General features: G+C 74.8%; 24 protein-coding genes and 1 tRNA gene. 11 read left to right on the top strand and 14 right to left on the bottom strand.

What is annotated here, in order from left to right:
* Positions 1-6 precede the first annotated feature (6 nt).
* On the top strand, positions 7-774 hold the full coding sequence (locus QE405_RS04090; protein ID WP_307198938.1) for an MBL fold metallo-hydrolase: 768 nt from the start codon (positions 7-9) through the stop codon (positions 772-774).
* Positions 771-1,487, top strand: a complete 717-nt coding sequence (locus QE405_RS04085; protein ID WP_307198937.1) for a hemerythrin domain-containing protein — start codon at positions 771-773, stop codon at positions 1,485-1,487. The genes QE405_RS04090 and QE405_RS04085 overlap by 4 nt, the downstream gene beginning before the upstream one ends.
* 141 nt (positions 1,488-1,628) lie before the next feature.
* On the opposite strand, the gene QE405_RS04080 is transcribed toward QE405_RS04085, so the two are convergent.
* Together QE405_RS04080 and QE405_RS04075 are read right to left on the bottom strand one after the other, a co-directional pair.
* A complete protein-coding gene (locus tag QE405_RS04080; protein ID WP_307198936.1) occupies positions 1,629-2,735 on the bottom strand; it encodes a putative manganese transporter in 1,107 nt (368 codons plus the stop codon).
* A gap of 2 nt (positions 2,736-2,737) precedes the next feature.
* Complete coding sequence (locus QE405_RS04075) at positions 2,738-3,658, bottom strand: manganese catalase family protein (RefSeq protein ID WP_307198935.1); 921 nt, start codon at positions 3,656-3,658, stop codon at positions 2,738-2,740.
* Between the two features lie 198 nt (positions 3,659-3,856).
* Here QE405_RS04075 and QE405_RS04070 point away from each other — a divergent pair, with 198 nt between their 5' ends.
* Both QE405_RS04070 and QE405_RS04065 read left to right on the top strand, forming a co-directional pair.
* On the top strand, positions 3,857-4,564 hold the full coding sequence (locus tag QE405_RS04070; RefSeq protein ID WP_307198934.1) for an AfsR/SARP family transcriptional regulator: 708 nt from the start codon (positions 3,857-3,859) through the stop codon (positions 4,562-4,564).
* A gap of 47 nt (positions 4,565-4,611) precedes the next feature.
* On the top strand, positions 4,612-5,271 hold the full coding sequence (locus QE405_RS04065; protein ID WP_307198933.1) for a class I SAM-dependent methyltransferase: 660 nt from the start codon (positions 4,612-4,614) through the stop codon (positions 5,269-5,271).
* An 18-nt stretch (positions 5,272-5,289) separates the two neighbouring features.
* On the opposite strand, the gene QE405_RS04060 is transcribed toward QE405_RS04065, so the two are convergent.
* Positions 5,290-5,922 carry a phosphoribosylanthranilate isomerase gene (locus QE405_RS04060; protein ID WP_307198932.1) on the bottom strand — a complete coding sequence of 211 codons (633 nt, stop codon included), beginning with the start codon at positions 5,920-5,922 and terminating at the stop codon, positions 5,290-5,292.
* A gap of 103 nt (positions 5,923-6,025) precedes the next feature.
* On the opposite strand from QE405_RS04060, the gene QE405_RS04055 reads away from it, so the two are divergent.
* Genes QE405_RS04055 through QE405_RS04045 form a run of 3 tightly spaced genes read left to right on the top strand, consistent with a single transcriptional unit; the run spans position 6,026 to position 8,423 of the window.
* The gene (locus tag QE405_RS04055; protein ID WP_307198931.1) at positions 6,026-6,463 is read left to right on the top strand and encodes a hypothetical protein; all 438 of its coding nucleotides are present in this window, start codon (positions 6,026-6,028) and stop codon (positions 6,461-6,463) included.
* Positions 6,460-7,767 carry a sensor histidine kinase gene (locus QE405_RS04050; protein ID WP_307198930.1) on the top strand — a complete coding sequence of 436 codons (1,308 nt, stop codon included), beginning with the start codon at positions 6,460-6,462 and terminating at the stop codon, positions 7,765-7,767. The genes QE405_RS04055 and QE405_RS04050 overlap by 4 nt, the downstream gene beginning before the upstream one ends.
* Positions 7,764-8,423: a response regulator transcription factor gene (locus QE405_RS04045; RefSeq protein ID WP_307198929.1), complete on the top strand. Its 660-nt coding sequence runs from the start codon at positions 7,764-7,766 to the stop codon at positions 8,421-8,423. Before QE405_RS04050 ends, QE405_RS04045 begins: the two co-directional genes overlap by 4 nt.
* Before the next feature lie 25 nt (positions 8,424-8,448).
* On the opposite strand, the gene QE405_RS04040 is transcribed toward QE405_RS04045, so the two are convergent.
* Both QE405_RS04040 and QE405_RS04035 read right to left on the bottom strand, forming a co-directional pair.
* Entirely contained in the window at positions 8,449-8,721 is a 273-nt protein-coding gene (locus QE405_RS04040; protein WP_307198928.1) for a DUF7218 family protein, read from the bottom strand.
* A 59-nt stretch (positions 8,722-8,780) separates the two neighbouring features.
* Positions 8,781-9,203 (bottom strand): hypothetical protein, encoded by a 423-nt coding sequence (locus QE405_RS04035; RefSeq protein ID WP_307198927.1) that lies wholly within the window; start codon positions 9,201-9,203, stop codon positions 8,781-8,783.
* A 97-nt stretch (positions 9,204-9,300) separates the two neighbouring features.
* Between QE405_RS04035 and yaaA the strand changes: the two genes are divergently transcribed.
* The gene (yaaA, locus tag QE405_RS04030; protein ID WP_307198926.1) at positions 9,301-10,089 is read left to right on the top strand and encodes a peroxide stress protein YaaA; all 789 of its coding nucleotides are present in this window, start codon (positions 9,301-9,303) and stop codon (positions 10,087-10,089) included.
* 15 nt (positions 10,090-10,104) lie between these two features.
* Here yaaA and QE405_RS04025 read toward each other — a convergent pair whose 3' ends face one another.
* From QE405_RS04025 to QE405_RS04010, 4 genes are read right to left on the bottom strand one after another with little or no spacing between them, the layout of a single operon-like run.
* Positions 10,105-11,301 (bottom strand): bifunctional RNase H/acid phosphatase, encoded by a 1,197-nt coding sequence (locus QE405_RS04025; RefSeq protein WP_307198925.1) that lies wholly within the window; start codon positions 11,299-11,301, stop codon positions 10,105-10,107.
* Complete coding sequence (locus tag QE405_RS04020) at positions 11,298-12,044, bottom strand: zinc ribbon domain-containing protein (RefSeq protein WP_307198924.1); 747 nt, start codon at positions 12,042-12,044, stop codon at positions 11,298-11,300. Before QE405_RS04020 ends, QE405_RS04025 begins: the two co-directional genes overlap by 4 nt.
* A complete protein-coding gene (locus QE405_RS04015; protein ID WP_307198923.1) occupies positions 12,041-13,198 on the bottom strand; it encodes a Nif3-like dinuclear metal center hexameric protein in 1,158 nt (385 codons plus the stop codon). The genes QE405_RS04020 and QE405_RS04015 overlap by 4 nt, the downstream gene beginning before the upstream one ends.
* A 16-nt stretch (positions 13,199-13,214) precedes the next feature.
* A complete protein-coding gene (locus QE405_RS04010) occupies positions 13,215-14,744 on the bottom strand; it encodes an AMP-binding protein (RefSeq protein ID WP_307198922.1) in 1,530 nt (509 codons plus the stop codon).
* 170 nt (positions 14,745-14,914) lie between these two features.
* Between QE405_RS04010 and QE405_RS04005 the strand changes: the two genes are divergently transcribed.
* From QE405_RS04005 to QE405_RS03995, 3 genes are read left to right on the top strand one after another with little or no spacing between them, the layout of a single operon-like run.
* Positions 14,915-15,265, top strand: coding sequence for a hypothetical protein (locus QE405_RS04005; RefSeq protein ID WP_307198921.1), 351 nt, complete (start codon positions 14,915-14,917; stop codon positions 15,263-15,265).
* Positions 15,266-15,297: 32 nt separating this feature from the next.
* On the top strand, positions 15,298-16,776 hold the full coding sequence (locus QE405_RS04000; RefSeq protein WP_307198920.1) for a HAMP domain-containing sensor histidine kinase: 1,479 nt from the start codon (positions 15,298-15,300) through the stop codon (positions 16,774-16,776).
* Entirely contained in the window at positions 16,761-17,432 is a 672-nt protein-coding gene (locus QE405_RS03995; protein WP_307198919.1) for a response regulator transcription factor, read from the top strand. The genes QE405_RS04000 and QE405_RS03995 overlap by 16 nt, the downstream gene beginning before the upstream one ends.
* A 72-nt stretch (positions 17,433-17,504) precedes the next feature.
* On the opposite strand, the gene QE405_RS03990 is transcribed toward QE405_RS03995, so the two are convergent.
* The 5 genes from QE405_RS03990 to QE405_RS03970 form a co-directional block, all read right to left on the bottom strand.
* Positions 17,505-17,969, bottom strand: a complete 465-nt coding sequence (locus QE405_RS03990; protein WP_307198918.1) for a hypothetical protein — start codon at positions 17,967-17,969, stop codon at positions 17,505-17,507.
* A gap of 112 nt (positions 17,970-18,081) precedes the next feature.
* Positions 18,082-18,158, bottom strand: a tRNA-Val gene (locus QE405_RS03985).
* A 214-nt stretch (positions 18,159-18,372) separates the two neighbouring features.
* On the bottom strand, positions 18,373-18,918 hold the full coding sequence (locus QE405_RS03980) for a peroxiredoxin (RefSeq protein ID WP_307198917.1): 546 nt from the start codon (positions 18,916-18,918) through the stop codon (positions 18,373-18,375).
* An 80-nt stretch (positions 18,919-18,998) separates the two neighbouring features.
* Positions 18,999-20,639: an AMP-binding protein gene (locus QE405_RS03975; RefSeq protein ID WP_307198916.1), complete on the bottom strand. Its 1,641-nt coding sequence runs from the start codon at positions 20,637-20,639 to the stop codon at positions 18,999-19,001.
* A 121-nt stretch (positions 20,640-20,760) separates the two neighbouring features.
* Entirely contained in the window at positions 20,761-21,201 is a 441-nt protein-coding gene (locus QE405_RS03970; RefSeq protein ID WP_307198915.1) for a DUF3052 domain-containing protein, read from the bottom strand.
* Between the last annotated feature and the right edge of the window lie 11 nt (positions 21,202-21,212).

The raw sequence follows: 21,212 nt of genomic DNA, 5'->3' as shown, positions 1-21,212 counted from the left end.
GGTGCGATGCCTCTCACCCTCGCCCCGTCCATCGTCGTCGACCGGGTCGCCGACGGCCTGCACCGCGTCGCCCACGGCCCGGTCAACCTCTACGTGGCCCACGAGGCCACCTCGGTCGGGCTCGTCGATGCGGGCCTGCCCGCGACGTACCCCGTCGTCGAGGAGGCACTCCGCCTCCTCGGGTTCCGCACCGCCGACCTCACCGCCGTCCTCGTCACCCACGGGCACTTCGACCACCTCGGCTTCGCGCGCCGCCTCCAGCGGGAGCACGACACGCCCGTCCTGGTGCACCCGGACGACGGCCACCTGGCGGCGCACCCCTACGGCTACCGGCCCCGCCGCAACCGCTTCGCGTTCGCCGCGACGCACCCGGGCGGTTGGCCGCACCTCGCGTCGATGACCCGCCTGGGTGCCCTGACGGTGCGCCCTCCGCTGCGGACCGACCCCCTCGTCGAGGGCGTCGTCGCCGACTTCCCCGGCCGACCGGAGGTGCTGCTGACGCCCGGGCACACCGACGGCGAGGTGGTGCTGCACTTCCCGGACGCGGACGCCGTCGTGACCGGCGACGCCCTCGTGACGCTGGACCCCTACACGGGGCGGCGCGGACCCCGCGCCGTCGCCACCGGGGCCACGAACGACCCGGCGACCGCCGTCGCCTCCCTCGCGCGGATCGGCGCCACGGGCGCGCGGGTGGTGCTGCCGGGGCACGGGGACCCCTGGTACGGCGGGGCCGCGGCCGCCGCCGAGCGTGCGGCCGTGGCGGGTGCGGCATGAGCGCCCGGTCGATCGCCGAGCAGAGCGAGGCCGAGCTCGGCGGCCGCTGGAGCATCCTGGTGCGGCAGCAGCGGGACCACGTGGAGCTGGACCGCCTGCTCCGGGCGCTCGAGGCCGCGCCACCCGCCGGTCCCGTCCAGGAGGAGGTGCTCCACCAGGTCGCCCGGCTCGTCTTCCCCCACGCGTTCGCGGAGGAGTCCGTGATCTGGCCCGCCGCCCGGCGGGTGCTGCCCGACGGCGAGGCGCTGACGCTGACCGTCGAGGAGGAGCACCAGGAGGTCAACGAGCTGTGGACCGCGCTCGAGCGGGACCGCGCGGCGACCTCGACCCGGCGCGACACCGTCGCCCGCCTCGTGACGGTGCTGCGGGAGGACGTCCGCGACGAGGAGGACGTCCTGCTCCCCCGCCTGCAGGCGGCCCTCCCGCCGCGCAGCCTGCGGGCCCTGGGGCTGGCGTGGGAGGCCGTGCGCCGGACGGCGCCCACCCGACCCCACCCGGTCGTCGCCCGGCGCCCGCCGGGCAACGCGCTGGCCGCCCTACCTTTGACGGTGCTCGACCGCACCCGCGACGTGCTGGACACGCGGGCCCGGCGCGGAGGGCCCGACCTCGCGCCCCACCTGCGGCGCGCGAGCGAGGTGCTCGCCGGAGCGGCCGGCTGGGTCGAGACGAGCCCGGTCCTGCGGTACGGCGACCGTCCCCCCACCCACCGCTGACGCGGCGCACGGCGTACGGCGCCACGCGGGACGCACGTGGCGCCGTACGCGCAGGAAGAGGGCGCCGAGGACGAGCAGGTACGACGCGGTCAGGAGCTGGACGAGGTCCATGGGGGTGTCCTTCCGGGGGATGCAGCCGGGTCAGGTGAGGAGCAGCAGGAGACCGCCGACGAGCAGGGCGGGAGCGGTCGTGATGGCGCCGGCCAGCAGCGCGGAGCGGGGCTGGAGCGCGAGCATCGGGATGAGGGCGTCGCCGTCCTGGCTGACCATGTTGGCCACGAGCGTGGGCAACGGCATGCCGCCGGCGACGAAGACGCCGCAGAAGACGATCTGGAGGGCGCAGCCCGGCACCAGCCCGACGAGCGCTGCCACGACGACGCCGGTCACGCCGACCAGGGGCAGGTCCTGCGGGTGGAGCCCGGTCACCGCCTCGAGCACGGCCCAGCCGACGAAGGCGACCGCCACCCACGCCGTCACCGTGGCGACGTCGTGCGCCCCCGACCGGAACACGTCCCGCAGGCCCGTGGGCTCGCCGGTGCAGTCGCGGCCGCGGTGGAGCCAGAGGTAGCCGACCGCCGCCAGCGTGCCGGTGCAGCCGAGGAGCAGCGCGGGGTCGGGCAGCCCGACCGACGAGCCGACCGCGGCCGGGTCGAGCAGCCGGAAGGTCGCCGGGAGACTGAGCGCGGCGCCGGCCCCGAGGAGCCCCCACAGCACCGCGAGCGGCGCCAGGGCCAGGGCCCCGACCCGCTGCGGAGCGTCCAGCCGGGCGAGCACCGCGGGCAGAGCGGGCTGAGCGGGCTGAGCGGGTAGCGCGGGTTGGGCGGGCTGGGCGGGAGGGGCGGGAGCCCGGTCCCGCCGCGGGTCGATGCCGAGCGCGTCCACGACGTACCCCGTCGTGGTGCCCACGACCACCAGCAACAGCTTCAGCTGCAGCGTCAACCAGGGGTCGGCGGCCAGGAGCACCCAGGAGGCGTCGCCCATGGTGGCGACGAGCGCCGCGACGGCCGTCCCGTAGGTCACCCCGCCGCGGCCGTAGAGGGTCGCCACGAGGATGGCGCCTCCGCAGCCGGGCGGCAGCGTGAGGGCCGCCCCCGCGAGCGGGGCCAGACGACGGTGACGCACGAGTGCGTCGTCGATCGCCCGGCCCCACCGCAGGCGGGCCCAGCCGAAGGGCGCCACCAGGAGCGCGACGAAGACGCCGACCCCCAGGAACGCGTCCGACAGCGGACGCCAGAGGACCTCGGTCACGATCAGCCTTCGCCGGTGAGCTTCTCCTTGGCCTTGTGCAGGAGGTTCTCGGCCCCCTGCACCATGGCCCCGGTGCCGTCCCCGGGCTTGCCGGGACCCTTGCTGCCGTCGTAGGTGGCGAAGAGCAGCGGGTCCGGTGCCGGCACCTCCTGCACGTCGTCGGAGAGCGGACGGCCCTCCTCGAACGCGATCTCGTGGTTGCCGATCATCGTCGTGCCCTGCGCCCACCGTCCCTCGTGGGCGGTGCTGCCCTCGTGGAAGCTGTAGAAGGTGCGTCCCGGCTCCGTCTTCTCCTCGTCGGCCAGGGAGTCCTCGATGCCGTCGGTGAAGCCGTCCTCGATGAGCTGCTCGATGCCGAGGAGCCACTGCTGCTGGTGGAACGTGTCGCGCGCCAGGTTGAAGCGCAGCGTCTCCTTCACCCCGGGGTCGTCGGTCATCTGGAAGACGCGGGCGGTCTGCAGCCGGCTCTGCGCCTCGGCGGCCACGTTGCTGCGGAAGTCGGCCAGGAGGTTGCCGCTCGCCACGATGTAGCCGCCGTTCCACGGCACGCCCTGGCTGTTGGTCGGCATCGCGGCACCGCCGGTGACGATGGCGTGCTGCACGTTCTGCCCGCCGAGCACCGCGGCGAGGGCGGGGTTGGCGGCGGCGGCCTGCGCCTGCGTCTCCGACGGCGCGCCCTCGAGGAGCCGGGCCATCATCGTCACGAGCATCTCGACGTGGCCGATCTCCTCGGTGCCGATGTCGAGGATCATGTCCTTGTACTTGCCGGGGACCCGGCAGTTCCAGCCCTGCCAGAGGTACTGCATCATCACGGTCATCTCACCGAACTGACCGCCGACGAGCTCCTGGAGCTTCGCGGCGAACAGGGCGTCGGGGCGCTCGGGGCGCACCTCGAACTGGAGCTCCTTGCTGTGACGGAACACGTGCGTCTCCTTCTCGCTGGACGGGAGCGGGGATCGCTCCCGGACGAGCCCGACGCTCCACCCCGCCCGTGTCCCCGGGCGTGGTCCCGGCCGTGGTCCTTCCCGTGGTCCCGCCCGTGGTCCCGCCGTCTCCGTGGCGTCACCCCCGCATGGCACGGCCCGTCGCGGGCACCGGGATCGCGGAGCCGGGGAGGGTCGATGAGCGTCGTACGTGTGTGCCTGTTGGGCGACTTCGCCGTGACCTTCGGCGACGAGCCGCAGCGGGTGTCCCGAGCCGGGCAGCGCCTGCTCGCGCTCCTGGCGGTCGACTCCCCCGGCGGGCGCGCCCGACGGGCCGGAGTGGCCGAGCGGCTCTGGCCCGACCTCCCCGCGGGCCGGGCCGCGTCCAACCTGCGCTCGACGCTGTGGCGCCTGCCGCGGCCCCGCGGCCGGGTCGTGGTGCGCTCCGACCAGACGTCGCTCTGCCTGACCGAGGACGTGCAGGTGGACCTGGCGGTCGCCCACCGTCTCGCCGCGGAGGTGGTGGACGACGCGCCCGCACCGGACCTCAGCCTGCTCCACCTCGACCTGCTGCCCGACTGGGACGAGCCCTGGCTCGACCCCGTGCGCGAGAGCCACCGCCAGCGCCGGCTGCACGCCCTCGAGCGGTACGCCCAGGCCCTGCGGCAGGAGGGCCGCTTCAGCGAGGCGCTCGCCGCGGCGCTCGCCGCCGTCAGCGGGGAACCGCTCCGCGAGACCGCGCACCGCCAGGTCATCGCCGTCCACCTGGCGGAGGGCAACCACGGCGAGGCACTGCGCCAGTACGACGCCTACCGGCGGCTGCTCGCCACGGAGCTCGGGCTGCGTCCGTCACCCGCGATCCGTGACGTCGTGGCGCCGCTCCTCGGCCGCCCGATCGACCGCTGACCGGGAGGCCGCTTGCCCGGCCCCGGCCGCACCGGCAGGCTGGCCGCATGAGCCACGACCACGAGCACGGGCAGGACGCGACCCCACCGCCCCCGGACTACTTCGAGCCCGAGGGCTGGGAGGACCGCTACGCCGGCGCCGCGAACCGCACGTGGAGCGGCAACCCCAACGTGCAGCTCGTCGCCGAGGTCGCGGGCCTCACGCCGGGCACGGCGCTCGACGTCGGCTGCGGCGAGGGCGGCGACGTGGTGTGGCTGGCCCGGCAGGGATGGCGCGTCACCGGCGCGGACTTCTCCGCGGCGGGCCTCGCGCGCGCCGCGCACCACGCGGCGGAGGCCGGCGTGGCCGACCGCGTCGAGTGGTGGCAGGTCGACGCACGCACCTTCGCCGCCGGAGGGCGGCAGTTCGACCTGGTGACGACCCACTTCCTCCACCCGCCGGACGGCGGCATGGTGGCGGTGACCCGCCGGCTCGCGGAGGCGGTGGCCCCGGGCGGGCACCTCCTCGTCGTGGGCCACGCCCCGTCGGACTCGCTCCAGATCAGCGACGCGCACCGCCGGGCGATGTGGGTGGCGACGGACCTCGTCGAGAGCCTGCCGGACGACGTCGAGGTCGTGGTCGCCGAGCAGCGGCACCGGCCCACCGTGCACGACGGCGTGACCCTGCACGTCGACGACTCGACGTTGCTCGCCCGCCGTCGCGGCTGACGGTCCCGCGCGCGCCGCTCAGCCCGCGGCGGCGGCCCTGGCGTGCGCGACGAACGCCCGCACCAGGTCGGGGTCCTTGACGCCCCGGGCCGCCTCGACGCCGCTGGACACGTCGACGCCCCCGGGACGCACCTCGCGCACGGCCGCGGCCACGTTCGCCGGCGACAGCCCGCCGGCGAGCAGCCAGGGGCCGTCCAGCCCGAGCGCGGCCAGCCCGGTCGTGTCCCACCGCTCGCCCGACCCGGGCACCGGTGCGTCGAGCAGGAGCACCTCCTCGCCGCGGGCGCCGACGCGGGGGGACGGCTCGTCCCGCAGCGAGGTGGCGCGCCAGACCCGCGGCCCGACGGCGCGGGCGGCGGCGACGTCGTCCGCGTCGTACCGCCCGTGCAGCTGCACCACCGACGCCCCGACCGCGACGGCGGTGCGGGCCGCCTCGGCGGCCGGCATGGTGCTGACGACGAGCACGGTGTCGACGGTGCGTCCCGCCTCGGCGGCGGCCTCGGTGGCGGCCGCCAGCAGCGCGGTCGCCTCCGCGGCCGTGCGGTCGCGGGGGCTGCCCGGGCTCATCACCACGCCGACGGCGTCGGCCCCGGCAGCGACGGCGGCACGGACGTTGGCGACGGTGTCGAGACCGCAGATCTTCACGAGCACACGGCGACGGTAGTCGCTCTGCGACCCCGGTTCATCCTCGCGGCCAGCAGGTCGGCACCTCAGGCGGAAGCCCCCGACCGCGCGGACGGCCAGCATCGTCGTCGTGATCATCCTGCTCAGCGACCCCCGCGTCGCCGCCGTGGCCCGCGGCTGTCGCAGCGCGGCGCGCGTCGACCTCGTCCTGACCGCGGACGGACCGGTCCTCCACGAGGTGGACACGGTGCCGGGCCCCACGGCCACCTCGCAGGTCCCGGCGGCGCTCGCCGGCCCGGGGATCCTCGCCGTGGTTCCATTGCGGGGTCACGCGCTCACCTACCTGGCAGGAGGCCCCGCCATCGCCGCGCTCTCCGCCGTGCTGCTCCTCGCGTGGCGGGCCGGGACCCCGCCGGCGCCACGGGCGCTCCCGCCCCTCGTGTGGCTGGGCACGGTGTCCCACGGCTCCTCCCTGCGGAACGACCCCCTGACCCGCGGGCGCCGCCCGGCCTGGTGGCGCGCCCGGGAGCGGTCGGCTGCGCCCACGCCCGTGGGGGGCCCGACATGACCACGACCCCGCCGCTCCCGCGCACCTGGCGCGGGTGGGCACCCGACCTCGTGCTCGGCCTCGTCGTCGTCCTCGTGGGCACGGTGGAGGTGCTGCGCCTCCCGTGGCGGGTGGACGGCGACCTGGGCCCGCTCGCGCTGGTCGTCGCCGCGACCGGCCTGTCCACCGGCCTCGCCCGCCGGCTGCCCGGCGCCGCGCTCGCGCTCGTGTGGCTCACCTGCCTCGCCCAGGGGACGCTCGGGATCCCCGTGCTCCTCGTGCAGGCGGCGGTCGTCGTCGTGGCCTTCGGCACGGCCCGCTGGGGCAGTCGCGTCACCGTGGTCGCCGGGTTGGCGTCGATGCCCCTGGCCGGGTTCGTCTTCCTCACGCTCGCGGAGCTCGGTCAGCTCGACAGCGTCCTCCACCGCGGGCAGCGCGGCGGCGAGATCATCTCGGTCCTCCACGACCAGCTCGGCGGCTCCTGGCCCGTCGTGCTGCTCGGTCTCTTCGTCTCCCTCCTGCTCGCCCCCTGGCTCGTCGGCGTCTCGCTCCGTCTCGCGGAGCGCGCCCGTGCCTCGCGGGTCTCGCAGGTCGCCGCAGAGGAGGACGCAGAGCGGGCGCACCGCGAGACCCAGCAGGTGCAGGAGATCGCCCGCCTGCAGGAGGAGCAGGCGCGGATGGCCCGCGACGTCCACGACGTCGTCGGGCACTCGCTCGCGGTGATCCTCGCCCAGGCCGAGTCGGCCCAGTTCCTGACGGGCGAGGAGCGGCTCAAGGAGACGCTGGCGACCATTGCGACCTCCGCCCGCTCGTCGTTGCAGGACGTGCGGCACGTGCTGTCCGGACCGCAGGCGCCGACGGCGGCCGCGGCCGGGTCGGTGGGCGACGCCGACGCCCTCGTCGCCGGCGTGCGCGGCAGCGGGTTCACCGTGGAGCACCACGAGGTCGGACGCCCGCGGCCACTTCCTCCCGAGCTCGCGACCGTGGCCCACCGCGTGCTCCAGGAGATGCTCACCAACGCGATGCGGCACGGCCGCCGCGACACCCCGGTGCGGGTCGAGCGACACTGGCCCGACGGGGCCGGGGAGCAGGAGCTGAGGATCGAGGTGCGCAACGTGGTGGCGGAGACGGCGGACGAGCAGACGGTGCCGCTCGGCGCGGCGACCGGCGACCCCGGCGACGGGTCGGGTCGCGGGGTCGAGGGCATGCGGCGACGGCTCGAGGCCGTCGGGGGCCGTCTCGACGTCCGGCGCCGGCAGGAGGCCGAGGGCCCGACCTACACCGCGACCGCCTGGGTGCCCGTGCGCGCCGGGAGCACCACATGACGATCCGGGTCGTGCTCGTCGACGACCAGGAGCTCTTCCGGGCCGGCGTCTCCGTCATCGTCGACGCCGCCGACGACATGGAGGTGGTCGGTCAGGCGGGCGACGGCCTCCGGGCCGTGCAGGTCGTCGACGAGGTGCAGCCCGACGTCGTGCTCATGGACGTGCGGATGCCCGAGATGGACGGCGTCGAGGCCACACGGCAGATCTTCTCGCCGGAGCGGGTGGCGCGCCGCGAGCGGCCCGTGCGGGTCGTCGTGCTCACGACGTTCAACCTCGACGACCGGGCGGCGACGGCGATCCGGTACGGCGCGAGCGGGTTCCTGCTGAAGGACACCACGCCGCTGCTGCTGCGCGACGCCGTCCGCACCGTCCACCACGGCAACGCGGTGCTCGCCCCGCAGGACCTCGCGACCCTGCTCGACGGGCAGCTGCGGGCGCAGGCGCCACCGCCCGCGACGTACGTCTCCCTCACGGACAAGGAGCGCGAGGTGTTCGCGGCGGTGGCCCGCGGACGGTCCAACGCCGAGATCGCGGAGAGCGTGTTCGTCAGCGAGTCGACGGTGAAGACCCACGTCGGCGCCATCCTGCGCAAGCTCGGGCTCCGCGACCGCGTGCAGATCGTCGTCTTCGCCCACGAGCACGGTCTCGTGGGCTGAGCCGGCCCGGCGGGCGCCGAGCGGCTCAGCGGTCGCGCAGCGCCTTGACCAGCTCGTCCTTCTTCATCGACGAGCGACCCTCGACGTCGAGCTCGGCGGCGCGCTTGCGCAGGTCCTCGACGGTCCAGTCCTCGTAGGACCCCGCCTTCCCGCCGCGCCGCCCGACGGTGTCGGACCCCTCCTTGGCCGAGGCGTTCGCGATGCGTGCCGCCTTCTCCTTGCTCGCGCCCTCGCGGCGCAGCGCCTCGTAGGTCTCGTCGTCCTTGACGCTCGGGCCGGGGCCCTTCTTCTCCGCCACGGGGGCACCTCCTGGTGATCGCTGTCGGTCGGGTCCCACCGACGTTACGTCGGGACCCGTCACCGCGGCTCCCGCGAGCGGACAGCCGCCACCATGGCCGCCAGCAGGAGGGATACGGCGGACGTGCCGACCAGCACCATGACGGCGCCGATCATCCACAGGCCGGTCTCCTCGTCGTCCATCGTCGTCGCCGTCACCGACCAGGCGACGGTGAAGGAGACGGACAGCACGATCGCCGTGGCGAAGGGGCGCCACCACCGCGCGGCGACCACCCCGAGAACGAGCAGCGTCAGGACGCAGCCGACGACCTGCCACGCCTCGTAGGGCCCGCTGATCTCGTTCGTCGCGGCATCGACCTGGTACTCGTCGTCCCAGCCCATCCACCCGCACCACGCGGCGGCGGCGAGGACGGCGACGGCGATCCCCCAGGCGAGGTCGCGGAGGGACGGGCGGTGGGCGACGACGGGCTCGTTCGTGGACATGGGGTCCTTCCTACGCCGCGCCGACCCCGGCGGGACTGAGCACGGGGGCTCAACCGGGCGACGCGGCGTACCCGGCCGGGCCCTAGAGTGGCACGTCGTGCTCCTCCTCCTGCCGCCCAGCGAGGGCAAGTCCGCGCCGACCCGCGGGAAGCCGCTCGACCTCGGGTCGCTGTCCTTCCCCGTGCTCACCCCGGGCCGCGAGGAGGTGCTGGACGCGCTCGTCGGGCTGTGCTCCGCCGACGCCGGAGCGGACGCCGCCGCCGCGGCCGCGGTGCTCGGCCTGGGGCCGACGCAGACCGAGCTCGTGGCCCGCAACGCCGGCCTCCGCACGGCGCCGACCGCTCGCGCCGAGCAGATCTACACCGGCGTGGTCTACGACGCGCTCGACGCCGCCTCCCTCGACGCCGCGGCGCGCCGCCGCCTGCGCCGGGTGGCCGTGACGTCGTCCGTGTTCGGGCTCGTCCGCCTCGCGGACCGGATCCCGTCGTACCGCCTCTCCGGCGACACCACCCTCCCGGGCCTCGGCCCCGTCGCCGCCCACTGGCGCCGGCACCTCGGCGAGGCCGTGGCCGAGGGCGTCGGCTCGGGGGTGCTCGTCGACCTCCGGTCGGGCACGTACGCCGCGTTCTGGCGCCCCGAGGGCGACGTGGCCCGGCGGACCGTCACCGTGCGGGTGCTCCACGAGCACCAGGGCGCCCGCAAGGTCGTCAGCCACTTCAACAAGGCGACGAAGGGCCGCATCGTGCGGGCCGTCCTCACCGACGGCGGCACCCCGCGCACCCCGCAGGCGTTCGCGGCGCAGCTGCGCGACCTGGGCTGGTACGTCGAGGAGGGCGCCCCCACGCCCCGGGGCACCCAGCTCGACGTGGTGGTCGCCGAGCTCTGAGCGCTGCTCGGGTGCTCAGGCCCCGAACGGACCGTCCCCGGGCCGGGCGTTGAAGAGCCGCAGGCTGGCCGTGTCCTCGCCGTCGCGCCCGCCCGCGTAGTGGCTGACGACGGTCACCGAGGCGGGCGCGAGCTCCATCCGGAACAGGGCCGTCAGCGGCGCCCCGAGCGCGTGCGCGACGAGGGTCTTGATGGGCGTCACGTGGGAGACGACGACGACCGTGCGACCGCGGTAGGTGTCCAGCACCCGGCGCAGACCGGCGAGGACGCGCTCCTCCACGCCGCGGAAGGACTCGCCGCGGGGACCGCCCGCGCGGGCGTCCAGCGACCCGAGCCAGGCGTCGAGGTCGGCCTGGTGCCGCGCCCGCACCTCGCCGAAGGTGAGGCCGTCCCACGCCCCGAACTCCATCTCCGCGAAGCCCGGCTCCTCCACGAGCGGCACCTCGAGCGCCGCGGCGAGGATCTCCGCAGACTCGCGCGTCCGGCGCACGGGCGACGTCACCACGGCGGCGACCTCCTCCCCGAGCGGTCGGAGCCAGGCGGCGGTGGCGCGCACCTGGGCACGCCCCTCCTCGACCAGCGGGGGGTTCGCCGACGCGAGGCCGCCCGAGAAGCGCTTCTCGGCGGTGTGGGCCGTGACGCCGTGCCGCACGATCACCAGGGTCGTCGGCGCCGCAGGGGCGACCTGCTGCTCGGCGACGTCCACCTGCTCGGTGACCTCGGGCTCGTCGGCCGCGGTCCCGGCGCTGCTCGCCAGCACCTCGACGCCCGACCGCACACCGTCCAGGGCCTGGTTGGCCAGCCGGTCGGCCGCGGCGTTCTCGGCCCGCGGCACCCACGTCCAGACCGTGCCGGGCGGGGCGATCTCGCCCGCCCGTGCCGCCAGCGGCTTCATGTCCGGGTGCTTGATCTTCCAGCGCCCCGCCATCTGCTCGACGACGAGCTTGGAGTCCATGCGCACCTCGACCCGGGCGCCGGGCGCGTACGCCGCGGCCAGCTCCAGACCGGCGATGAGGCCCGAGTACTCCGCCACGTTGTTCGTCGCCCGGCCGATCGTCGCGCCGTCCTGGGCGATGACCTCGCCGGTGGCGGCGTCGCGCAGGACCGCGCCGTACGCCGCGGGGCCGGGGTTGCCCCGGGACCCGCCGTCCGCCTCGACGACGACGGCGGCGGGGCCCTCGGCGGGGCCCTCGGCGGGGCCCGCGGACGTCACAGGCCGGACTCGCCCGTGCGGACGAGGATCCGCGAGCACTCCTCGCAGCGCACGACCGTGTCCACGCTGGCGGCCTTGATGACCGCGAGCTCGGCGTTGTCGAGGGTCAGGCGGCAGCCACCGCACTCCCGGCGGCGCAGCTCGGCGGCACCGATGCCGCCCTGCTTCTGGCGGATCTTGTCGTAGAGCGCGAGCAGGTCGGCCGGGAGGTCCTCGACGAGCGGGCTGCGCTCGGCGGCGGCCGCCTCGAGCTCGGCGTCGAGCTCGGCCCAGGCCGCGTCGCGCTCGGCCGACAGCGCCTGCGTCTCGGCGTCGATCTCGGCGAGCCGGGCCTCGGCCGCGGTGAGGCGACCCTGGGCCTCCTCCAGGCGCTCCATGATCTCGAGCTCGGTGTCCTCCAGGGACCCGATGCGGCGCTCGAGCGAGACGAGCTCGTTCTGCATCCGCTCGAGGTCCTTGGGGTTGGTGACGAGACCGGCGTCCATGCGCTGCTGGTCGCGGGCACGGCGCGCCTTGACCTGCTCCACGTCGGCGTCGGCCTTGCGCTGCTCGAGCGACAGGTCGTCGACGGCGATCCGCGCGTCCCGCGCCTGGTCGTCGACGCCGCGGCGGCTCGCGGCGAGCTCCTCGAGCCGGGCGAGCTGCGGCAGGTGGGTGCGGCGGTGCTTCAGCTGGTCGAGACGGGAGTCCAGGGCCTGGACGTCGAGCAGCTTGCGCTGCGCGAAGGGATCGGCTTTGATCACGCGCTCCTCTCAGGGCGGTCGGACGGGTCGGAGGGGTCCACGCGGAACTGCCACGGGTCGGTGCGCAGCGTGCTGACGCGCGTCTCCACACTATCGCCGAGCGCGTCCGTCACGCGCGCCGCCACCACGGGCAGCCAGGTCCACTCCGCGGCCCAGTGCGCGACGTCGACGAGCGCCGGCCCGTCGTCCGCGACGAACTCGGCCGCCCGGTGGTGGCGCAGGTCGCTCGTCACGTAGACGTCCACGTCCGAGCCGACAAGACCGTCGAGCAGGCCGTCGCCCGCGCCGCCGCAGACGGCGATGCGTCGGACGGACCGGTCCGGGTCCCCCGCGACGCGCACCCCGCCCGCGGTGCCGGGCAGGGCGTCGGCGACGGTCTGGGCGAACGCGCGCAGCGTGGTGCGCTCCACGACACCGACGCGACCCGTGCCGCTCGTGAGGGCGTGGGGGTCGGCGAGCTCGACCACGTCGTACGCGGGCTCCTCGTAGGGGTGCGCCGCGAGGAGCGCGGCCACGACCCGCCGGCGGAGCCGCCGCGGCAGGATCGCCTCGACCCGCTCCTCCTCCACCAGCTCGATGTCGCCGACCGTCCCGATCGTGGGCTGCGCGCCCTCGAGGGGCCGGAACCGACCCTGGCCGGCGACCGAGAACGTGCAGTGGTCGTAGTGCCCGATGGCCCCGGCACCCGCCTCCGCGATCGCCGCCCGCACGGGCGCGGCCGCGTCGGTGGGCACGAGCACCGTCACCTTGTCGTAGGGCTCGCTGGGGCCGGGCACGATCGGCTCCAGCTCGGTGATGCCGAGCGCGACGGCCATCGCCTCCGACACGCCCCCGACCGCCTGGTCGGCGTTGGTGTGGGCGACCAGCAGCCCGCAGCCCGCCGCGGCGAGGCGGCTCAGGGTGCGGCCCTTCGGCGTCGTCGCGGCGAAACCGTGCACCGGGCGCAGGAACAGCGGGTGGTGCACGACGAGCAGGTCGGCGCCCCAGGTGGCGGCCTCCTCGGCCACCGCCTCGTCGATGTCGACCGCGAACATCACCTTGCGCACCGTGCGCGCAGGATCGCCGTACACGAGACCCACCGCGTCCCAGTCCTCCGCCGTCGCCGGCGGGAACCACGCGTGCAGCAGGTCGACCACATCGCCCAAGGTCGTCATGGGCGTACCGTAGCCGTCAGTTCACCTGGCGGGTCTGCCCCTCCCAGTACGGCGCGCGCAGCTTGAACTTCTGCAGCTTGCCGGTCGCGGTGCGCGCCAGCTCGTCGCGGATCTCGACCGACGTCGGGGCCTTGTAGCCCGCCAGCCGCTGCTTGCACCATGCGATCAGCTCCGGCTCGTCGGCGGACGTGTCCGGCGCCAGCACGACGAGGGCCTTGATCGTCTCGCCCCACTTCTCGCTCGGCACGCCGATGACGGCGACCTCGGCGACCGCGGGGTGGGAGAACAGGGCGTCCTCCACCTCGATCGACGACACGTTCTCACCACCCGTGATGATGACGTCCTTCTTGCGGTCGTTGATCGTGAGGTAGCCGTCCTCGAGCGTGCCGCCGTCGCCCGTGTGGAACCAGCCGCCGGCGAGCGCCTTCTCCGTCTCCTCCGGCTGCTGCCAGTAGCCCTCCAGCACCTGGTTGCCGCGCGCGAGCACCTCGCCGTGCTCGTCGACGGAGAGCCGCACCCCCAGCGCCGGGGCCCCGGCGCGCACGAGGCGGGCGGCCCGCTCCTCGGGCTCGAGGTCGTCCCACTCGGCGCGCGAACGGTTCACCGTGAGCAGCGGCGAGGTCTCGGTGAGGCCGTAGATCTGGATGAACTCCCACCCCAGCTCCTCCTCGACGCGCGCGACCGTGCGCGTCGGCGGCGGGGCACCCGCCACGATGACGCGGACGCGGTCGCGACCGGGCACCGGCCCGTCCCAGGTCTGTGCCGCCTCGAGGACCGCCGCGACGACCGCGGGGGCCGCGCACAGGAACGTGACGCCGTGCCGCTCGATGCGGCGCAGGATCTCGGCCCCGTCGACCTTGCGCAGCACGACCTGCGGCACGCCCAGGCCCGTGGTGGCGAACGGCATGCCCCAGCCGTTGGCGTGGAACATCGGCAGCGTGTGCAGGTAGACGTCCCGGTCGGTCACCCCCGCGTGCAGGGCGAACGTGGTCGCGTTGACCCAGATGTTGCGGTGCGTGATCTGCACGCCCTTGGGGCGCGCGGTGGTGCCCGACGTGTAGTTGATGCACGCCGTCGCGGACTCGTCGGGCTCCCACGGCCGCGGCTCGGCCCCCTCCGGGGCGTACAGGTGCTCGTCCTGGCCCAGGACGTAGCGGTGCTCGCACGCGACGTCGGCCAGCGCCTCGTCGATCTCGGGGTCGACGTAGAGCACCCGCGCCCCCGAGTGCTCCACGATGTAGCGCACCTCGTCGGGGCGCAGCCGGAAGTTCACCGGCACGAACACGCGGCCCGACCCGGCGACCCCGAAGAACGAGGTGAGCAGGCGGGCACTGTTGTGGGACACCACGGCGACGCGCTCCCCCACCGCGATGCCCAGGGCGTCGAGGTGCGCGGCCTGACGGGCCGCGAGGTCCCCGAGCTCGCCGTACGTCAGCGTGCCGAGGGACGGAGCCGGCTGGTCGGGCTCGTCGACCACGCCCGTCCGGTCGGGGTAGACGGTCGTCGCGCGATCCATGAAGTCGCGCACGCTCAGGGGGACGATCACCGGTGGGCCTCCTCGTCGTGGTGGGGCATCGTGATGTGACGCCGACCACCCTAGGCCCGCCGGGTTGCGACGGCGTTGCCGCCTACGTGTCCCTGCAGCGGGGGTGCGCCATGAGAGTCCTCTCATGGTGCTGGGCTCCTCCCCCGTCCTGCGGCAGGATCGGGCTCACCATGTCCTCCCTCCTCAAGATCCTGCTCGGCGTGACCGTGGGCCTCCTCGTCGGCGGGTTCGGCGTCAGCGTCCTGGCCGCCGAGAGCCCCGACCCCCAGGTCGGGCCCGTGGTCGCACCCCCGTCACCGGGGGCGGGGTCTCCGACCGCGACCGGCACGGGGTCGCCCTCCTCCCCCACGGCCCCGCCCGCCGCGACGGGCACCGCCGCCCCGACCGACCCGACCTCGGCACCGCAGTACGTCGCGCCGGCACCGCAGCCCGTCGACGACGACGGCGATGACAGCGACGACGACGGGGACGACGACGTGGATGACGGCGATGACGGGGACGACGACGGGGACGACGACTGAGCTCCTCGCCCGCCCCCGCCCCGGCCCGCGCCGTGCGCCCGGGGCTCTCCGTCCGCCTGCGGATCACGACGACCGTGGCGGTGCTCGTCGCCCTGGCCCTCGCCGGGGCGGGGTTCAGCTTCTACGTCATCGAGGACCGCCGGATCGACACGGTCCACGTGCAGGCGGTGGAGCAGGAGCTCGACGAGTTCCGCCGGCTCGCGACGACCGCGGGGCCCTACCAGCTGCCCGGCGCCGAGGACCCGCTCACCGGCGTCGCGCCGGTGGGGGTCGCCGACCTGCTCTACGGCTTCGTGCAGCGCAACGTGCCCACGGAGGAGGAGAAGCTCGTCGGCTGGTGGGAGGACGGCGCGCGCATCGACCAGGCCGAGCGGAGCTCTCCGGAGGACGTCGCCGGCACCCCCGCCTTCGCCGCGGCCGTCCGGCCCCTCGTGGCCGACGGTGGCTCGGTGCGCACGACCATCGACGGCCAGTCCCTCCTCCTGACGGTGCAACCCGCCTCGGTCGAGGAGGGGGGGACGACGTCGCAGGGAGCACTCGTCGTCGTGACCTACACCGACGTCGCCCACCAGCAGCTGACCGACACCGTGCGCACCTACACGCTCGTGGCGATGGCGGCGCTCCTGCTCGTGGTGGCGGTGGCCTCCTGGCAGTCCGGGCGGCTCCTGCGTCCGCTCCGCGTGCTCCGCCGCAGCGCCGAGGAGATCAGCGGCACCGACCTGTCGCGACGCGTGCCCGAGACGGGCAACGACGACATCACCGACCTCACCCGCACCGTGAACGGCATGCTCGCCCGGCTCGAGTCCGCCTTCACGGGGCAGCGACAGTTCCTCGACGACGCCGGGCACGAGCTGCGGACGCCGCTGACGATCCTCCGCGGCCACCTCGAGCTGCTCGAGACCGACTCCCCGGAGGCCCGCGAGACCCGCGACCTGCTGCTCGACGAGGTGGACCGGATGGCCCGGCTCGTGGGCGACCTGCTGCTGCTCGCCAAGAGCGACCGCCCGGACTTCCTCACGACGGCGCCGGTGGACGTCGCCGACCTGGCGGCCACCGTCCTGTCGAAGGCGCGGGGGCTCGGGCCGCGGGACTGGACCCTCGACGTACCGGCCGGCGCGGTCGCACCCCCCGTCCTGGAGGCCGACGAGCAACGCCTCACCCAGGCACTGCTGCAGCTCTGCGACAACGCCGTCAAGCACACCGCCCCGGGCGACGTGGTCGCCGTCGGATGGGACGTGGTGCGGGACGGGGCGCGGGACGGGGCCGTGCGGCTCTGGGTGCGCGACAGCGGTCCCGGCGTCCCCGAGGCCGACCGCGAGCGCATCTTCGAGCGGTTCGGCCGCAGCCACGTGCCCGACGACGACGAGGGCTTCGGCCTCGGGCTGTCCATCGTCGCCGCGATCGCCGCGGCCCACGGCGGCTCCGTCGCCGTCACGCCGGCCTCGCCCACCGGCGCGCTCTTCGTGCTCACCGTCCCGACCCGAGAGGAACCCCCGTGGCCAGCATCCTGATCGTCGAGGACGAGAGCCGGATCGCGTCCTTCGTCGCCAAGGGCCTGCGTGCCGAGGGCCACAGCGTCACCGTGGTCGGGGACGGCGTCGACGGGCTCGACCACGCCCTCAGCGGCACGTTCGACCTCATGGTGCTCGACATCGGGCTCCCGCGCATGGACGGCTTCGAGGTGCTCGACCAGCTGCGGTCCCAGGGCTCCCGCATGCCGGTGATCGTGCTGACCGCGCGTGACTCCGCGACGGACACCGTCTCGGCCCTCGACGGCGGCGCGGACGACTACATGCCCAAGCCGTTCCGGTTCAGCGAGCTGCAGGCACGGGTGCGCGTGCGCCTGCGCAACGCCGGTGCCGGCGGTGACGACGCGCGGGGCTCCGTGCTGAGCGCGGGCGGGGTCACCCTCGACCTCCGCACCCGGCGCGCCTCCGTCGGGGGGCGCACCCTCGAGCTGTCGGCGCGCGAGTTCACCCTCGCCGAGATGTTCCTGCGCAACCCCGGCCAGGTGCTGTCGCGCGAGCAGCTGCTCGACACGGTCTGGGGCCTCGACTTCGACCCGAGCTCGAACGTCGTCGACGTCTACGTGGGCTACCTGCGGAAGAAGTTCGGCGCCGGGGCCATCGGGACCGTGCGCGGCATGGGCTACCGCTTCAACGGCTGACGACCTGCCCCCACAGGTCGTGGCCCCAGCGCACCGATTTCCGCTGCGCTGGGGCCACGACTCGGGGCGGGGTCAGTCGTCGTCCCCGTCGTCCCCGTCGTCATCCCCGTCGTCGTCACGGTCGTCGTCGTCATCGCGGTCGTCGTCGTCATCGCGGTCGTCGTCGTGGTCGTCTCGGGGCGGTACGGCGGCGGGCGGCGGGCCCACCGGACGCGGCGACGACGTCGCGCGCGGTGCCGGTGTCGCGGGCGGTGCCGGTGTCGCGGGCGGTGCCGACGGGCGCGCCTCGGCCCCGTCGTCGCCCCGGGCCTCGGCGCTCGCGGTCGCGGTCGGCGTCGCCGTCGGCTCCGTCGACGCGCGGGGCTCCGGGGACGGCGAGGCCGTCACCCCCGCCGTACCGGTCGAGGTGCTCGCCGCGGAGCCGACCACGTCCGTGCGGGACGTCTCCGGACCGCCCACCGACGGCAGCGCGAGCATCGCCGCCCCGATCACGCCCATGAGGGCGACGAACCCGGGGAGGATGACCTTCATGAGCATGCGGGGCTCCTTCGTCGAGGCCCGCAGGGGCGGGCCGGCTGGTGGAGCAACCGTGGCCGCCGGCGGTGAGCGCTGCGTGAGGCGTCGATGAGAGGGCTCTCATGCGCTGCGGTGGTGGGCGAAGAGGGGCTCGAACCCCCGACCTTCCGGGTGTAAACCGGACGCTCTGACCAGCTGAGCTATTCGCCCGAAGCGGCGCTCAGCCTACGGGACCGCGACCGGTGGGCGGACACGGCCCGGAAATGCAAGAGTCGCGCCGCCGGAGTCTCGGGTCTCCGGCGGCGCGACATGACGATCATGCATCGCGCGGGCAACGAATTCACGTCGGGGCCACCCTTCGTCTCACGATGCGACACGTGGGGGTCTGCTGGTCCAGACCTGTCGAACGGATCGGCCCGGCCCGTCAGACCGGCTCGCCGACCGCCTGCTGCAGGGCCGCGAGGTGGGCGTCGAGGTCGCGTCCCTGGCGGAGGTCGTTGTGCACGGCCCAGCTGATGGTGCCCCGGGGGTCGACCACGAAGGACGACCGGCGCGGGGCGCCCCGGGAGGCGTCGAACACCCCGTACGCCGCGGAGACCGCCCCGTGCGGCCAGAAGTCCGAGAGGAGCGTCATGTCCAGGCCGTCCCGCTCGGCGAACGCACGCAAGGAGTAGACCGGGTCGCAGGAGACGACCACGACCTCCGTGTCGAAGGTGAGGAACGAGGCGAGGCGGGCCTGCACGGCTCCGAGCTCGCCGGTGCACACGCCGGAGAACGCGAACGGGATGAACAGCACCGCCACCGCCTTGCGGTCACGGAAGTCGGAGAGCCGCACCGTCTGGCCGAACTGGTCGCGCAGCGCGAAGTCCGGCGCCGGGGCGCCGACCGGGAGAGCCGAGACGTCGTCGCACGCACCGCCCGCACCGCCGCACGGCGTCGTCGCGCGCGCGTCGTCACTCATCGGGAACATGGCACCCATCCTCCCACCGCTCCGCGTCGGGATCGACCGCCCCCGGACGCCCGCACCCAGCGCCGTGCGGGACCGCCCGCTCAGTCGGCGTCGAGCTCGCGCTTCAGCACCTTGCCGGTCGCGTTCCGCGGCAGCTCGTCGAGCAGCACGATCTCGCGCGGCACCTTGTAGCGCGCGAGGTTCTGCTTGACCCAGCCCTTCAACGACTCCTCGTCGGCGTCGGCGCCGTCGACGAGCACCACGAAGGCGCGCAGCCGCTTGCCGAAGTCGTCGTCCTCCACCCCGATGGCCGCCACCTCGGCGACGGCCTCGTGGCGGGCGAGGCAGTCCTCGACCTCCTTCGGGAAGACGTTCTCGCCGCCGGAGACGATCATCTCGTCGTCGCGGCCCTCGACGTAGAGCCGACCGTCGGGACCGAAGCGCCCGACGTCGCCCGACGACATCAGCCCGTCGACGACCTCCTTCGCCCCTCCGCCCGTGTAGCCCTCGATCTGCAGGTCGTTGCCGACGAAGATGCGGCCCGGCTCGCCCGGCGGCACCTCCGCGCCCGTCTCGTCGAGGATCTTGACGACGGTGGCGTGCGGCAGACGGCCCGCCGACGACGGCGCCTCGCGGAGGTCCTGGGGATCGGCGATGCTCGCCCAGGCGACCTCGGTCGAGCCGTAGGTGCTGTAGAGGTTGTCGCCGAAGCGGTCCATCCAGGTGAGCGCGAGGTCGCCCGGCAGGGCCGACCCCGAGGACGCCACGACGGTCAGGCGGGGCAGCCGGTGCGCGTCCAGCACGCTCGACGGGAGCGCGAGGATCCGCTGGAGCATGACGGGGATGACCACGAACGAGTCGCAGCGCTCCTCCGCGAGCACCACGAGCGCCTCCTCCGGGTCGAACCGTCGACGCAGCACCAACGTCGTGCCGAGCAGCATGGCGAGCTGGTAGTGGGCGAAGCCCCAGGTGTGGAAGAGCGGCGCCGCCACGAAGCACCGCCACCGGGAGCGCAGCGGCATCCGCGACAGCAGGGAGACCGCGGCCGGGACGCCCCCTTGTGGCCGCGGCGCGCCCTTGGGCGTGCCGGTCGTGCCCGAGGTGAGGATGATCGTGCGGCCCTCGCGCTCCGGCGGCTCGAGCTCGGCCTCGTCACCCCGGGCGATGAGCTCCTCGAGCGTGCGCACGCCGTCCGACCGGCCGGCCGTGTCGCCGGCGGTCCCGGCAGGCTCGTCGTCGACCCAGGCCAGCACCCGGTGCTCGACGTCCGCCGCGGCGAGCATCTCGGTGAACTCCTCGTCGTGCACGACGATCCGCGGCGCCTCGCGCTCGAGCACGTCGACCAGCTGCGGCCCGGCGAAGGCGGTGTTGAGGTAGAGGACGTCCGCACCGAGCTTGCTGGCCGCGACGGACGCCTCGATGAAACCGCGGTGGTTGCGACACATGACGGCCACGCCGTCACCGGCCCGCACGCCCTCCTGCCGCAGCGAGGCGGCGAGGGCGTTCGTGCGGCGGTGCAGCTGGCCCCAGGTGAGCTCGCCGCGCTCGTCGACGACACCGACCTCGTCGGGCCAACGGAGCGCGGCCGTGCGGAACCCCCCGGCGGGGCTGGTCCCCCACGACCGCAGGGTGCCGAGCATCCCGGCGAGGACCCGCGGGGAGTACGGCCGGACTATCCCGGCCCCGGCCAGGACCCGCAGGCTCGTGCCCGCATCTGCCACCTTCGTCCGCACTGCGCCCACGCCGCGCTCCTTCCGATCGCCTGCGCGTCACAGTAGCGAGACGTTCCCCAGATGTGAACAGAAAGTGTCACTCTGAGTTACAGAACACGCACGCGTGACCGCGGCGACACCGGGCGTGGCGTCAGGCCTGCTTGGGCGCCTCGAGGCGCACGGCGCTCCACTCGCGGCTCACGGCCGCGGTGGTGGTCTGGGAGAGCCCCGCCGTGTCCGCCGCCTCGGCGATGTCGGCGGGCTCGACGGACCCCGGCCGGCCGACCTTCGGGGTCAGGAGCCAGATCACGCCGCCCGCGGCGAGATCGGCGAGGGAGTCCACGAGCCCGTCGGTGAGGTCGCCGTCGTCGGCGCGCCACCACAGCACGACGGCGTCCACGACCGTTCCGTCGTCGCCGTCGACCATGTCGCCGTCGATCGCGTCCTCGATCGCCTGCCGCAGCTCGTCATCGGTGTCCTCGTCCCACCCGAGCTCCTGGACGACCGTGCCGACCGTCAGTCCCAGCCGGCTCGCCACGTTGCCCGCGGCTCCGGCGGTCTGGGTGGAACCTCCACCCGACGTCGCGCTCACTCGACCCTCCA

Origin of the sequence: Nocardioides zeae (assembly GCF_030818655.1) — a bacterium.
Lineage (GTDB): Bacteria > Actinomycetota > Actinomycetes > Propionibacteriales > Nocardioidaceae > Nocardioides > Nocardioides zeae_A.
The sequence above is the reverse complement of the archived record's forward strand: the minus strand, read 5'-3'. Positions and strand labels throughout refer to the sequence as shown.